The organism is Agromyces cerinus (genome assembly GCF_016907835.1).
Lineage (GTDB): Bacteria > Actinomycetota > Actinomycetes > Actinomycetales > Microbacteriaceae > Agromyces > Agromyces nitratus.
Map to the genome: position 1 here is coordinate 2,769,415 of NZ_JAFBCT010000001.1, position 13,840 is coordinate 2,783,254.

14 protein-coding genes are annotated in these 13,840 nt (G+C 70.3%); 12 read left to right on the forward strand and 2 right to left on the reverse strand.

Annotated elements, in window-relative coordinates:
- The first annotated feature begins 137 nt into the window (after positions 1 to 137).
- The 8 genes from JOE59_RS12900 to JOE59_RS12935 all read left to right on the forward strand — a co-directional run bounded on the left by JOE59_RS12900 (position 138) and on the right by JOE59_RS12935 (position 8,028).
- Positions 138 to 686, forward strand: a complete 549-nt coding sequence (locus JOE59_RS12900; RefSeq protein ID WP_179552097.1) for a hypothetical protein — start codon at positions 138 to 140, stop codon at positions 684 to 686.
- Positions 683 to 1,810, forward strand: a complete 1,128-nt coding sequence (locus tag JOE59_RS12905; RefSeq protein WP_204461024.1) for a peptidoglycan-binding protein — start codon at positions 683 to 685, stop codon at positions 1,808 to 1,810. Before JOE59_RS12900 ends, JOE59_RS12905 begins: the two co-directional genes overlap by 4 nt.
- Positions 1,807 to 2,535, forward strand: coding sequence for an ABC transporter ATP-binding protein (locus JOE59_RS12910; RefSeq protein WP_307837066.1), 729 nt, complete (start codon positions 1,807 to 1,809; stop codon positions 2,533 to 2,535). The genes JOE59_RS12905 and JOE59_RS12910 overlap by 4 nt, the downstream gene beginning before the upstream one ends.
- Complete coding sequence (locus JOE59_RS12915) at positions 2,532 to 3,719, forward strand: ABC transporter permease (protein WP_307837067.1); 1,188 nt, start codon at positions 2,532 to 2,534, stop codon at positions 3,717 to 3,719. Before JOE59_RS12910 ends, JOE59_RS12915 begins: the two co-directional genes overlap by 4 nt.
- Positions 3,720 to 3,879: 160 nt before the next feature.
- Positions 3,880 to 5,049, forward strand: a complete 1,170-nt coding sequence (locus JOE59_RS12920; RefSeq protein ID WP_307837068.1) for an ABC transporter ATP-binding protein — start codon at positions 3,880 to 3,882, stop codon at positions 5,047 to 5,049.
- 15 nt (positions 5,050 to 5,064) lie between these two features.
- Positions 5,065 to 6,237, forward strand: a complete 1,173-nt coding sequence (locus JOE59_RS12925; protein ID WP_204461027.1) for a polyamine ABC transporter substrate-binding protein — start codon at positions 5,065 to 5,067, stop codon at positions 6,235 to 6,237.
- Positions 6,230 to 7,156, forward strand: a complete 927-nt coding sequence (locus JOE59_RS12930) for an ABC transporter permease (RefSeq protein ID WP_204461028.1) — start codon at positions 6,230 to 6,232, stop codon at positions 7,154 to 7,156. Before JOE59_RS12925 ends, JOE59_RS12930 begins: the two co-directional genes overlap by 8 nt.
- Positions 7,153 to 8,028 (forward strand): ABC transporter permease, encoded by an 876-nt coding sequence (locus JOE59_RS12935; protein ID WP_204461029.1) that lies wholly within the window; start codon positions 7,153 to 7,155, stop codon positions 8,026 to 8,028. Before JOE59_RS12930 ends, JOE59_RS12935 begins: the two co-directional genes overlap by 4 nt.
- Positions 8,029 to 8,138: 110 nt before the next feature.
- Here the strand turns inward: JOE59_RS12935 and JOE59_RS12940 are convergent, their stop codons facing one another.
- Both JOE59_RS12940 and JOE59_RS12945 read right to left on the reverse strand, forming a co-directional pair.
- Positions 8,139 to 8,618 (reverse strand): hypothetical protein, encoded by a 480-nt coding sequence (locus JOE59_RS12940; protein WP_204461030.1) that lies wholly within the window; start codon positions 8,616 to 8,618, stop codon positions 8,139 to 8,141.
- Between the two features lie 136 nt (positions 8,619 to 8,754).
- Complete coding sequence (locus JOE59_RS12945) at positions 8,755 to 9,588, reverse strand: dienelactone hydrolase family protein (protein WP_204461031.1); 834 nt, start codon at positions 9,586 to 9,588, stop codon at positions 8,755 to 8,757.
- 98 nt (positions 9,589 to 9,686) lie between these two features.
- On the opposite strand from JOE59_RS12945, the gene JOE59_RS12950 reads away from it, so the two are divergent.
- The 4 genes from JOE59_RS12950 (at position 9,687) to JOE59_RS12965 (ending at position 13,823) form a co-directional block, all read left to right on the forward strand.
- Positions 9,687 to 10,241: a cysteine hydrolase family protein gene (locus JOE59_RS12950; RefSeq protein WP_204461033.1), complete on the forward strand. Its 555-nt coding sequence runs from the start codon at positions 9,687 to 9,689 to the stop codon at positions 10,239 to 10,241.
- Positions 10,242 to 10,400: 159 nt separating this feature from the next.
- Complete coding sequence (locus JOE59_RS12955) at positions 10,401 to 11,885, forward strand: XRE family transcriptional regulator (RefSeq protein WP_204461035.1); 1,485 nt, start codon at positions 10,401 to 10,403, stop codon at positions 11,883 to 11,885.
- 133 nt (positions 11,886 to 12,018) lie between these two features.
- A complete protein-coding gene (locus tag JOE59_RS12960; protein ID WP_204461037.1) occupies positions 12,019 to 13,467 on the forward strand; it encodes an NAD(P)/FAD-dependent oxidoreductase in 1,449 nt (482 codons plus the stop codon).
- Positions 13,464 to 13,823, forward strand: coding sequence for a cupin domain-containing protein (locus tag JOE59_RS12965; protein ID WP_204461039.1), 360 nt, complete (start codon positions 13,464 to 13,466; stop codon positions 13,821 to 13,823). Before JOE59_RS12960 ends, JOE59_RS12965 begins: the two co-directional genes overlap by 4 nt.
- Positions 13,824 to 13,840: the final 17 nt, after the last annotated feature.

The window sequence follows — 13,840 nt, forward strand, 5'->3', positions numbered from 1 at the left end:
GATTGCAGCATCCGAGTCTCCCAGTCAATCCCGTCGACCGTAAGGAAATCGTCAACTCTCCGCTTTACCCCACAGCAACCGCGCTGGGAGTGAGCTGGGTCCTGCGCCCATCACGGCGCGATCGAAAGGACTCACCCATGACCTCACGAACCTCTCGCGGCGCCCGCACCGGGCTCGCCCTCGCCGGCATCGGCCTGCTCCTGGCATTGACCGCCTGCGCCCCGAACGGAGGAGACTCCGCCGAACTGAAGTCGGGCGACTCGGATGCCGCTTACGAGGAGTGGTCGACCGAATTCACCTCCTGCATGAAGGACGAGGGCATCGACATCGGGATGGCGACCGGCGCCGACGGCTCCTCGAGCAGCGGCGGGACGAGCGACTCGAGCGCAGCCGTCGACCCCGACGAGATCGACCTCGATGCGATGGCGGCAGCCGAGCGCACCTGCTTCGACAAGGTGGGCGATCCGCCCCCGGTGCCGGGCCAGCCCGACCAGGAGGAGATGAACGAGGCCTCGCTTCGCTTCTCCGCGTGCCTGCGCGAACGCGGCTACGACTTCGACGACCCGGAGATCTCGCCCGATGGCGCGGCCGGCATGACGGAGGCGATGTCGGCTGACGAGATCGACCCGGTCGACGCCGACGAGTGCGGCAAGCAGGCCGACTTCCCGACGATGGACGAGGAATGACCGAGCAGCACGCGCCGGCGGAGGACCAGATGACGGATGCCGCGGCGGCCCAGCCCGCCCGTCGGCGCCGCCGCACCCCGTGGGTGATCGCCGGCGCCTGCGTCGCCGTGATCGGCATCGCCGGCGCGGTGCTCGCGGTGACACTGCCGGCATCCTCGAAGGACGACGGCGACGCGGCGAACGCGGCCGCAGACGTCTCGACGACCCCGGTCACCCGCGGCGACCTCACCGAGCGGGTGCGGCTGAACGGGCGACTCGGTTACGGCACCGCGCAGGAGCTCGGCACGAGCCTCGCCGGCACGATCACCTGGCTGCCCGACACCGGTGCCGTGCTCGACCGCGGCGCAACCATGTTCCGCGTCGACGACGCCCCGGTCGTGCTCCTCATCGGTGCGCTGCCGATGTGGCGTGAGTTCGCCGAGGGCATGGACGACGGCCCCGACGTGCTGCAGCTCGAGCAGAACCTCGCCGCGCTCGGCTTCTTCGAACGAGAGCCCGACGAGGAGTTCGCCGGCTCGACGGCCTACGCCATCGAGCGCTGGCAGGAATCGCTCGGCCTCGAGGAGACCGGCGCGATCGAGCCCGGCCGCATCGTGTTCGCTCCTGCCGCGGTGCGCGTCGCCCAGCACAAGGCGCAGATCGGCGGCGGTGCCGGGGCATCCGTCATCGCGGTCTCGGACACGGTGAAGCGCGTGACCGCGTTCATCGCACCGAACCTCGAGCCGATCGCCCCGGTCGGCACGCCGGTGCAGCTCACGCTGCCCGGCGGCGCAACGGTGCCGGGAAAGGTGAGTGCCGTCGGAGCACCGGTGGAGCAGGACGACGACCAGGGCGGGAAGAAGCTGAAGCTCCCCCTCACGCTCACGCTCGACGACCCGGCGGCGGCCGATGGACTCGACGACGTCGCCGTGAACGGCGAGCTCACCGCCGTGCGTCGCGAGGATGCACTGCTCGTGCCGGTCACCGCACTGCTCGCACGCACGGGCGGCGGATTCGCCGTCGAGGTCGTGGCGAAGGGCGTCGTGGAGACCGTTCCGGTCGAGCTCGGTCTGTTCGCCGACGGACTCGTCGAGGTCACGGGCGGCGAGCTCGAGGCGGGCGACGAGGTCGTGGTGCCCGAGTGAGCGCCCCACTGATCCGGATGCGCGGAGTGTCGCGCACCTACGGCTCGCCGCCCACCGTCGCCCTCTCGCACGCCGACCTCGAGGTCGACCGCGGCGAGATGCTCGCGATCGTCGGGCCGAGCGGCTCGGGCAAGTCGACGCTGCTGAACCTCATGGGCACCCTCGACCGGCCCAGCTCGGGTGAGATCCACATCGACGGGTACGACACCGGCACGATGGACGACGCCGAGCTCTCGGGGCTCCGCGCGCACACGATCGGGTTCGTGTTCCAGCAGTACCATCTGGCCGAGGGGGTCACGGCGCTCGACAACGTCGCCACCGGCCTGCTCTACGCCGGCGTGCCGAAGGCCGAGCGCCGGGCACGGGCCGCCGTCGCACTCGAACGCGTCGGACTCGCCGCCCGCACCCGCCACCGCCCGAACGAGCTGTCGGGCGGCGAGCGCCAGCGCGTCGCGATCGCGCGAGCCGTCGTGGGCGAGCCGGCGCTGCTCCTCGCCGACGAGCCGACGGGCGCGCTCGACACCCGCTCGGGCGAGGCGATCGTCGCGATCCTCGGCGAGCTGAACGCCGCAGGCACCACGGTCGTGGTGATCACCCACGACCTCCAGGTGGCCGAGCGGATGCCCCGGCGCGTCGGCATCCGCGACGGCGTGCTGTCGACCGGGGCCGGTGCCGGTGCCGCGTCGGGCCTCGCGTCCGGCGTGATGGCAGGGGCCCGATCGTGAACGGCCTGCGCTCCCGTCTCCGCATCACGGACCTGCTCGGGCTCGGCCTGCACGGCCTTCGCGCCAGGCCGATGCGGGCCGTGCTCTCGGCCCTCGGCATCGCGATCGGCATCGCCGCGATGATCGCCGTCGTCGGCATCTCGACGTCGAGCGAGGCGCTCGTCAAGCAGAAGCTCGCGGCGCTCGGCACGAACCTGCTCACCGCGTCGGCGGGCTCGGACTTCTTCGGCGAGGAATCGGAGCTGCCCGCCGATGCGATCGATCGTGTGCGGCGCATCGACGGCGTCGAGCAGGCGAGCTGGCACGCGACGCTCACCGACCTGAACGTGTATCGCAACGCCCTCATCGATCCGGGCGCCACGGCCGGGCTGTCCGTGGTCGCCGCCGACCTCGACCTGCTGACCACGACGGGCACCGACCTCGCCTCCGGCGTGTGGCTCAACGGCGCCACCGAGCAGTTCCCGGTCGTCGTGCTCGGCGACAAGGCCGCCGAGCGGCTCGGCATCGTCACGATCGGCAGCACCGTCGAGATCGGCGGCACGCAGTTCACGGTCGCCGGGATCCTCGAGCGTTCGCCGCTCGCCCCCGAACTCGATTCCGTCGCCATGATGGGCGGGCCGATCGCCGCCGAGCTCTTCGGGTTCAACGGGTCGCCGACGGTGATCTACGAGCGCTCGGCCGACGACCTCGTCGGGCAGGTGCGCGATCTTCTGCCGGCCACGATCAACCCGGAGTCGCCGAGCCAGGTGAAGGTGAGCCGTCCGTCCGACGCGCTCGCGGCGAAGAACACGATCGACCAGGCGTTCACGGGCCTCCTCGTGGGCGTCGGCTCCATCGCCCTGCTCGTCGGCGGCATCGGCGTCGCGAACACGATGGTGATCTCGGTGCTCGAGCGTCGTCAGGAGATCGGCCTGCGCCGTTCGCTCGGCGCGACGCGCGGGCACATCCGCTCGCAGTTCCTCGTCGAGGCGATCCTGCTCGCCCTGTGCGGCGGCATCGCGGGCACGGCCATCGGCTGGGTGATCACGGCGATCGTCGCCGGAGCGAACGGATGGCTCGTGGCCGTGCCGCCCGCGGTGCTCGCCGCCGGCGTGGTGGCGACGGTCGTCGTCGGCGCGGTGGCCGGCGCGCTCCCGGCAGCTCGGGCAGCGCGCACCTCGCCGACGGCCGCGCTGAACGCCTGACGCCGCCGCGCCGAGCAAAACTCCAGACGGACTGTCGGGCGGGCGCCGCCCGCCCGATGGTTTGTCGTGTTCGGCGCGACTCGCATTGCGCACACCGGGCCGCACGGATTGAATGGCACTTCTGCGCGACGGCGCGCGGGTGAACAGGAGGTGCCAGCAAGTGACCACGGCAACGACGACCGAGGCGAGAGCGACCACCGCAGCGCCCGGCGCAGAGGCTCCCGGAACGGTCGTCATCGACGCCGTCAGCAAGCGCTACGGCGATGCGACCGCCGTCGACCGGCTCTCGCTCACGATCGAGGCGGGCGAGTTCATCTCGCTCCTCGGCCCCTCTGGCTGCGGCAAGACCACGACGCTGCGCATGATCGCGGGGTTCGAGGAGCCCGACGCCGGCGACATCCGCGTCTCGGGCCGTTCGCTGCTCGGCGTGCCGCCGTACCGCCGCGACGTCAACACCGTGTTCCAGGCCTACGCGCTCTTCCCGCACATGTCGGTGGCCGAGAACGTCGCCTACGGGCTGCAGCAGAAGCGCACTCCGAAGTCCGAGATCCGCGAGCGCGTCGTCGATGCCCTCGACCTCGCCCAGATGCGCGGCTTCGCCGACCGCAAGCCCACCCAGCTCTCGGGCGGCCAGCAGCAGCGCGTCGCGCTCGCCCGTGCCCTCGTCAACCGCCCCTCGGTGCTGCTCCTCGACGAGCCGCTCGGCGCCCTCGACCGGCAGCTGCGCGAAGAGATGCAGCTCGAGTTGAAGCTCCTGCAGTCGCGTCTCGGCATCACCTTCGTCTTCGTCACGCACGACCAGGGCGAGGCGCTCTCGATGAGCGACCGCATCGCGATCATGCGCAGCGGCCGCATCGAGCAGCTCGCCGACGCCGACACGGTCTACGCCCGGCCCGCATCGGCCTACGTCGCGGCGTTCGTGGGGCAGCAGAACTTCTTCCGCGGCACGGTCGTCGAGGGCGGCGCCGTCGACTCGGCGCATTCCCTCGTGTACGACATGACCGCCGAACTGCCCGTGGGCAGCACGGGCCTCGCAGCTGTGCGCCCCGAGTTCGTCAGCATCGACGCGGATGTCGCAGCCGGGGCATCCGATGCATCGAACACCGCACGGGGCACCCTGATCGGCATCTCGCACCTCGGCGAGACGATGCAGTACCTCGTGCAGCTCGGCGACGATCAGAGCCTCATCGTGCGCCGCCCCACCCCCGAGGCGCCGCAGCTCGCCATCGGCGACGCGGTCGTGTGCTCATGGCGCGCCGAGAGCGTGCTCCTCTTCCCGGCCGACGATGCGGCGAGCGCCAGCGGCTACGTCGCTCCGCCGACCGTCTGAGCCCGAGGAGTCACGATGTCCTCCGAAGAGATCCGCATCCTCGCGCCTGCCGGCGCGGCCAAGACCATCCGCCGCGAGCTCTCGCGGCGGCGCTTCCTGAGCTTCGCCGCTGCGGCGAGCTCGGCCGGGCTGCTCGCCGCGTGCGCGCCGACCGGATCGCCCACGACCGCCCAGGCCTCCGGCGGTCCGCTCGAGTCGAAGCTCTCCATCTACACCTGGGGCGACTACGACGCTCCCGACGTGCTCGACGCCTTCACCGCCGACCTCGGTCCGAAGATCTCGCTCAGCGCCTTCAACTCGAACGAGGAGATGGTCGCCAAGCTCGTCGGGGCGCGCGGCACGAGCGGCTACGACATCGTCGTGCCGACCGGCACGTTCGTCGCCCAGATGGCCGAGCACGGACTGCTGGCCAAGCTGAACCACGATCTGATCCCGAACCTGAAGCACGTCGACCCGACGTTCCTCGGCCGGGCCTGGGATCCCGACAACGAGTACTCGATCTGCAAGGCGTGGGGCACGACCGGCTTCATCTACGACGTCACGGCGATCGACCGCGACCTGAAGGACTGGAACGACTTCATCGACGCCGCGAAGAACGAGGCGAGCGGCAAGACCTCCCTGCTCGACGACCCGTCGGAGCTCACCGGGCTGTACTTCTGGGCGAACGGCATCCCGTGGACCACGACCGATCCCGATCACCTCGACGCCGCTGAGGAGTTCCTCGTCGACCTCGCACCGCACATCTCGGCGTTCGACTCGTACCCCGGCGGCAGCGCCATCCCCCAGGCCACCCACATGCTCATGCAGGTCTACAACGGCGACGCCCGCCTCGGCATGCTCGAGAGCCCCGACCCCGATCGGTGGAAGTTCGTACTCGGCTCGCCGGCGACCGAGATCTGGATGGACAACTGGGCGATCGCCGCGGGTGCTCCGAACCCCGAGGCCGCGCACGCGTTCATCGACTACGTGCTCTCGCCCGAGAACGCGCTCGCCGAGCTCGACTACATCGGCTATGACACGGGCGCGAAGGGCATCGCCGAGGCGGCGGCCGAGGCGGGCCTGCCGATGCTCGACCTCGTCTTCTTCCCACCCGAGCAGCTCGCGACCATGCACGAGGGCGAGCTGACCGAGGCGCAGGAGCGCGTCGTGCAGATCTGGAACACGACGAAGGCGGCGGCAGGTGCGTAAACGACTCCCCGGATTCCTGCTCGCGGCGCCCGCCTGGGCGTGGCTCGCAATCTTCTTCGTCGCCCCCGTGGCGTTGGTCGTGTGGTTCAGCTTCGGCTACAAGCCGAGCATCTTCGCGACCCAGGCCACCGACAAGCTCTCGTTCGACCGCTACGCCGAGGTGTTCAGCCCGACGTTCTTCGCGACGTTCCAGAACACGCTGTGGGTCGGCGTCGCCGGCACCGTGCTGTGCTTCCTGATCGGGCTCCCGGTCGCCTATTGGATGGCGGTGAAGGCTCCGCCGTCGCGGCGCGGCCTCCTCGTCGCGCTCGTCATGGTGCCGTTCTGGACGAACTTCCTCGTGCGCACCATCGGCTGGCAGGTCATCCTCTCGCCCGAGGGCTGGCTCTCGACGGCACTGCAGAGCGTCGGCTTCGAGCCGCTCGCGATCCTGAACACGCGCGGCGCGGTGCTCCTCGGCGTCGTCTACAACTACCTGCCGCTCATGATCCTGCCGCTGTTCGTCGCGTTCGACCGGGTCAACGGGCCGCTCCGCGAGGCGTCGAAAGACCTCGGTGCCGGCAAGTGGACGACTTTCTTCCGCATCACCCTGCCGCTCGCGCAGCCCGGCATCATCGCGGGCGTGCTGCTCGTCTACATCCCGCTCATGGGCGACTACATCACCGCGACGGTGCTCGGCGGGGCGAAGGGCAACATGGTCGGCCAGCTCGTCGCGAGCCAGTTCCAGACCGCGCAGAACTGGGCGCTCGGCTCCGCGATGGCGGTCGTGCTGATCTTCGTGATCCTCGCCACCGTCGCCATCGGTGCGGCCATCGTGTGGCTCGTCACCCTGCCGATCAGGGCGAGCCACCGGCTCGTGATCGGTGCGCCGGCCACTGCGCCGGCATCCGTTTCGATCCGTGAGGAGGTCGCGGCATGAGCGTTCGAGCAACGCAGCAAGAGGTGCGGCGGCCGCGCAGGGCGTGGTCGGATGTCGCGTTCAACGTGTGGGGCATCCTGGTGATGGTCTTCCTGTTCGCCCCCATCGCGGTGATCATCGTCTCCTCGTTCAACGTCGGGCGACTGCTGGTCTCGTGGGACCACTTCGGGTTCGACTCGTTCCTCGCGCTGCTCGCGAAGCCGTCGATCCGCGACGCGGTCTGGATCTCGGTGCAGACGGGCTTCATCGCCGCCCTCGTCGCCACGGCGCTCGGCACACTCGCGGGCATCGCGATGGCGCGGCATCCGGGCAAGTGGGTGTGGTGGTTCATGGGACTGCTGCTGCTCGTCTCGGTCACGCCCGAGATCGTCGACGCCGTCGCCCTGCTGCCGTGGATGGTCTTCCTCGGGCAGGACCTCGGCATGGCGGTCTTCAACGACGGCATCGTGCGCCTCGTGATCGGCCACTCGCTGTTCTCGATCACGGTGGTCTCGTACCTCGTGCGAGCGCGGCTCGTGGGCCAGGAGGCGCAGCTCGAGGAGGCCTCGGCCGACCTGTACGCGACGCCGACCCGCACGTTCCGCAAGGTCACCCTGCCGCTCGCGATGCCGGCGGTCTTCGCCGGATTCATGCTGTCGTTCACGTTCAGCCTCGACAACACGGTCATCGCGGCATTCGTCTCGGTCTCGGGGTCGACGCCGTGGCCGGTCTACGTGCTGAGTGCGCTGCGCAGCGGCCTGAAGCCCGAGATCGCAGCGGTCTCGACGATCATGCTCGTGCTCACGCTCATCGCGCTCGCGCTCGTCGCGCTCGTGCTGAAACGCTCGGGAGACTCGGCGGCCGACATCGCCCGCACCATGGGCGGCGGCTGAGTCTCCGCGTCGTCGCGCACGCGCGACTGCGCGCACACACGCAGCACACACGACAGGGGCGGGAGCACAGCTCCCGCCCCTGTCGTGTCAGTGGTGCGCTCGTGAGAGCCTCAGCCGACCGACGAGCAGACGCCGACCAGATCCGTCATGGACTTCTGCAGCGTCGCGGCCTGCTCGCTGATCTTCGTCATGTCGACGTTGGCCGGGTCGGTGGTGACGGCCGTGATCAGCTCGGAGTATGCGGTCACGGCGTCGGCGGCACCCGTTGCGACGACGGAGACCTCTTCGTTCGAGATCTTGCCCGAGGCCTCGGTGAGCGAGACCTTGACGGTCTCGAACGCGGCGAGTGCGGCGGCGGCGTCGGTCATGTCCACCGTCGTCAGCCCGGTGAGCTCCTCCATGCTGCTCTTGACGATCTCGCATGCCTCGTCTTTGGTCTGGCCGGCTTCGGCCTTCGGCTCGGGCTTCGCGCTCTCGGCCGATGCGCCCTTGGTGTCCTCGTCGGCGGCGGTGCCCGTGGCGGCGCAACCCGTGAAGAGCAGGGCGAGCACGGCGAGCGAGCCGGCGGCGATCAGGCGTGGTGACGTCATGTGTGTGGTTCCCCTTCGGATGCGGGTCGATCCGACCCCCGGACATCCAACCAGTCCTCGCACCCCCTCGCGATGGGGAGCGCTCCCCATGGGCTCGTCGCCGAACCGGGCGATCCGCGATCGGCCGCCGATGCCGTCAGGCAGGGGCGTCGGACACCCCCGCCGGCGCGAGCCGCTCGCGGAGGAACTCGAACATCTGCTCGCGCTCGAGGAACGCCCGATTCGGCGGGTCCTCGCGCACACCCCCGGTCAGCACGGAATGCGCACCCTTCGGCGTCCCGTCGGTGCTGTCGGCGCCGGACGGGAGACGCACGACCGTGACCGCACGTCCGAGGTGGCGCTCGAGGGCGACCATCCTCGCATCGCCCGACCTCGCATCCTGCGTGAATCGGAGACCGAGCACGCAGGGTGCCGAGTCCGCTCGAGACGCCGCGTAGCGTTCGAGCGCCTCTGCGGGCACGCCGACGCTCCGCGCACGTGACCGGCTCACCGGGAACGGGGCCGCCGGCTGACTCACGACGGCGGCCTGAATCTCGTCGGTCGTCACCGCCGTCGCGATGGCGAATCCCCCGGTGAAGCACATGCCGATGATGCCGACGCCGCGACCGGGGGCGCGAGCGGCGAGGTCGCCCGCCACGAGCCGGAGGAAGTCCGTGACCTGCCCCCTGAGATCGAGCGAGAAGGCGCGGAACTCGGCCATGACGCAGAGCTTGGCCACGGCGGCGACCTGGCCGAGGACGCTGGGCCGACGACCCGGCACGCCGAAGAGCGACGGCATGACCACGGTGAACCCGTGGTCGACGAGGAGGTCGCCGAGTTCGATCGTGCTCGGCACGATGCCGGGGATCTCGGGGAGCAGGATGACGCCCGGGCCGTCACCGCGCTCGAGGCATTCGACCGCGAGCGTTCCATCGGAGACCATGGTGCGCTGCCATCTGCTGAGCTCTGGCACCGCGTCGGCGTCGGTCATCGGATGCTCCGCTCGCTCGGGATGCGGCCAGCCTAGAACCGCGGGGCCCGGCAGCGACAGGGTCCCGCTGGGACACCGCATGGGCTAGCGTGGCTCGCGTGACCCGGACGCTTGTCATCATCGACATCCAGAACGACTACTTCGAGGGCGGCGCGCACCCGCTGGTCGGCCCCGAAGCGGCCGCCGTCAACGCCGCGCGCCTGTTGGCTTCGCACCGCGAGGACGGCCAGCCCGTCGTGCACGTGCAGCACGTGTGGGAGGCCCCCGACGCCGAGTTCTTCGCCCCTGGCACGCACGGCGTCGAGATCCATCCGCTCGTCGCGCCGGCCGACGGCGAGCCCGTCGTCGTCAAGGCGAACCCCAACTCGTTCCTCGGCACCGACCTCGACGCGCGTCTCCGCGAGGCCGGCGCCGACGTCGACGGCGTCGTGATCGTCGGCATGATGTCGAGCATGTGCGTCGACGCGACCGTGCGCGCGGCCGCCGACGCGGGCTATTCCGTGACGGTCGCCCACGACGCGTGCGCCGCACCCGACCTGGCGTTCGGCGGCACGGTGGTGCCCGCCGCGCAGGTGCATGGCGCGTTCATGGCGGCGCTCGGCGACAGCTACGCCGAGGTCGTCTCGACCGACGAACTGCTCGCGGGCCGGTAGCTCGCGAATTGGGGCTTCGCGCGGCCCGAGCAGAACGGCAAGGTTTCACGCGCGACATCCGCTGATCGCCGCAGTTTCGCCGCAGTGCTCGGCTCGAATGCGGAACTCTTGCAGTTCTTCCGTTTGTGGCTTCGGGCGGCGCGTGTCACCATCGAAGACATGATCACCGCGGATCGCAGCGCGAACCCCTCCCCCGACCTCGCCGAGACGAGCGCCGACGAGGTCGACGCGCTCACGCTCGGCCGCCGCATCCGCGATCGTCGAACGGCCCGCAACATGACCCTCGGCGAGCTCGCCGCCGCGATCGACCGGGCACCGAGCCAGGTCTCGGCGATCGAGAACGGCAAGCGGGAGCCGCGGCTCTCGATGCTGCGCACGATCGCCCTCGCACTCGGCACGAGCGTGGACGAACTGCTGCGAGCGGATGCTCCTTCGGAACGTGCCGCCCTCGAGATCGCCGTCGAGCGCGCCCAGCGCGGGCCCGTGTTCGCGGCACTCGGGCTGCCGTCGTTCCGTGTCGCGAAGGGCATGAACGACCAGACGCTGCAGACGATCCTGAGCCTGCACAACGAGATCGACCGCCTGCACCGCGAGCGCGCGGCGACGCCCGAGGAGGCGCGGCGGGCGAACGCGCAGCTGCGTGCCGAGATGCGCGCCCGCGACAACTTCTACCCCGAACTCGAGGCGAAGGCGGCCGAGCTGCTCGAGGCCGTCGGCCACACCGGAGGCCCGGTGTCGCACCAGCTCGTCGCCGACATGGCGAGCCACCTCGGCTACTCGCTGCACTACGTCGGCGACCTGCCGCACTCGACCCGCTCGGTGACCGACAAGCGCAACGGCCGCCTCTACCTGCCGACGCAGCAGTCGCCGTCGCGCGACTCGCGCTCCCCCATCCTGCAGGCGCTCGCGAGCCACCTGCTCGACCACGAGGAGCCGCGCGGCTACGCCGACTTCCTGCGACAGCGCATCGAGACGAACTACCTGACCGCGGCGATCCTGCTGCCCGAGCAGGCGGCGGTGCGCTTCCTCACCGAGGCGAAGAACCTGCGCCGCATCTCGATGGAGGACCTGCGCGACGCCTTCGCCGTCTCCTACGAGACGGCGGCGCACCGGTTCACGAACCTCGCGACGGCCAGGCTCGGCATCCCCGTGCACTTCACGAAGGTGCACGAGTCGGGCACGATCATCAAGGCCTACGAGAACGACCGCGTGCGATTCCCCTCCGACGCGCTCGGCGCGATCGAGGGCACGACGATGTGCCGCAACTGGACGGCGCGCACCGTCTTCGATGTCGAGGACCGCTTCAGCCCCTGGTACCAGTACACCGACACCCCGTCGGGCACCTTCTGGTGCACCTCGCGCATCGAGAAGGCGAAGGAGGGCGAGTACTCGGTCTCGGTCGGCGTGCCGTTCGAACACGTGAAGTGGTTCCGCGGGCGCGAGACACCGCATCGTGCGGTTTCACGATGCCCCGATCCCGCCTGCTGCCAGGCGCCGACCGGGCTCGCCGATCGATGGGCGGATGCCTCGTGGCCCGCCGCCCGCACCCCGACGAGCCTGCTCGCGGCGCTGCCGACGGGCACGTTCCCCGGCGTCGACCAGACCGAGGTCTACCAGTTCCTCGAGGCGCACTCGCCGAGTTGAGCGACGCCGCGAGCCGCGCCGCGAGTCCGGGCAGCATGTCCGGCCGTGAGCGGATGTCGAGACACGACGAACTGGCGCGAGTGCATGCCTCGCGAAAGGATGGAAGCACCACAACTGCATCGGAGTGATACCCGTGGGCACCACCGTCTTCGAACGACACCAGCCGCCGGCATCCGTCATCGCCCATTCGCTCGAGAACACCGCCCGTTCGGTGTTCTGGCTCGACGACCTGCCCGAGGGCGCCGTGGGCGGTCGCCCCAAGCTCACGGGCGACCGCGTCGCCGACCTCGCCATCGTCGGCGGCGGCTACACCGGCCTCTGGACCGCGGTGCTCGCCAAGCGCCGCAACCCCGACGCGCGCATCGTGCTCGTCGAGGCGAAGAGCATCGGCTGGGCGGCATCCGGTCGCAACGGCGGCTTCTGCGAAGCGAGCCTCACGCACGGTGACGAGAACGGCCAGGCCCGCTGGCCGAAGGAGATGCCGACGCTGCACCGCCTCGGCATGGAGAACCTCGACGCGATCGAGGCCGCAGAGGCCGAGTACGGCATGGACTTCCACTTCGAGCGCACGGGCATGCTCGCGCCGGCGATCGAGGAGCACCAGGTCGAGTGGCTGCGCGACTGGCACGCCGAAGCCGTCAAGCATGGCGAAGAGGGCGTCGTCTTCCTCGACCAGGAGGCCGTGCAGGCCTCGGTCGCGTCGCCGACCTACCTGGCAGGCGTCTGGGAGCAGCGCACGAACGCCATGGTGCACCCCGCGCGACTCGTCTCCGAGCTCGCCCGCGTCGCCGAAGAGCTCGGCGTCGAGATCTTCGAGCACTCCCCCGTCAAGCGCCTCGACACCCCCGGCTCGACCGGCGCGGTGTCGGTCATCACCGACGATGGCCGGGTCGACGCCGCGCACGCCGTGCTCGCGACCAACGTGTTCCCGTCGCTCCTGAAGCGCAACCGCCTCATGACCGTGCCGGTCTACGACTACGTGCTCATGACCGAGCCGCTGTCGCAGCAGCAGCTCGCCGACATCGGGTGGAACGATCGCCAGGGCATCGGCGACATGGCCAACCAGTTCCACTACTACCGCCTGTCGAAGGACAACCGCATCCTCTTCGGCGGCTACGACGCGATCTACAACTACGGCCGCAAGGTGCGATCGGAGTACGAGAACCGTCCCGAGAGCTGGCAGAAGCTGGCCAGCCACTTCTTCACGACGTTCCCGCAGCTCGAAGGGCTGCAGTTCAGCCACCAGTGGGCGGGCGCGATCGACACGAGCACCCAGTTCACGGCGTTCTTCGGCACCGCACGCGACAACCGGGTCGCCTACGCCGCCGGCTTCACCGGCCTCGGCGTCGGCTCGACCCGGTTCGCGGCCGAGGTCATGCTCGACCTGCTCGAGGGCCGCGACAACGAGCGCACGCAGCTCGAGATGGTGCGGAAGCGCCCCCTGCCCTTCCCTCCCGAGCCCGCCGCGTCGATGGGCATCAACGCGACCCGCTGGTCGCTGAACCGTGCCGACCACAACCGGGGCAAGCGCAACGTGCTGCTGAAGACCCTCGACGCACTCGGATTGGGGTTCGACTCATGAGCGACGACCTCCGCCTCATCGCCGGCGCGCTGACGGATGCCCCGGGGCTCGTGCTCGAGCACGAGCCGGTGCCGGCCGACCAGGTCGTCGCGGGCGCGCCCGCGACCGGCTACCGGGCACTCGATTCGTCGGAGGCCGGTGAGATCGGCGTCTGGGAGATGACGCCCGGCGCGATGCGCGACGTCGAGGTCGACGAGGTCTTCGTCGTGCTCGCGGGCGCCGCGACGGTCGAGTTCGAGCACCCGATCGGCGACCCGATCATCCTCGCCCCGGGCGCCGTCGTGCGCCTCGAGGCGGGCATGAAGACGATCTGGACCGTGCGCGAGACGCTGCGCAAGGTGTTCATCTCGCGCTGAGGCGCGACGGAGGAGGA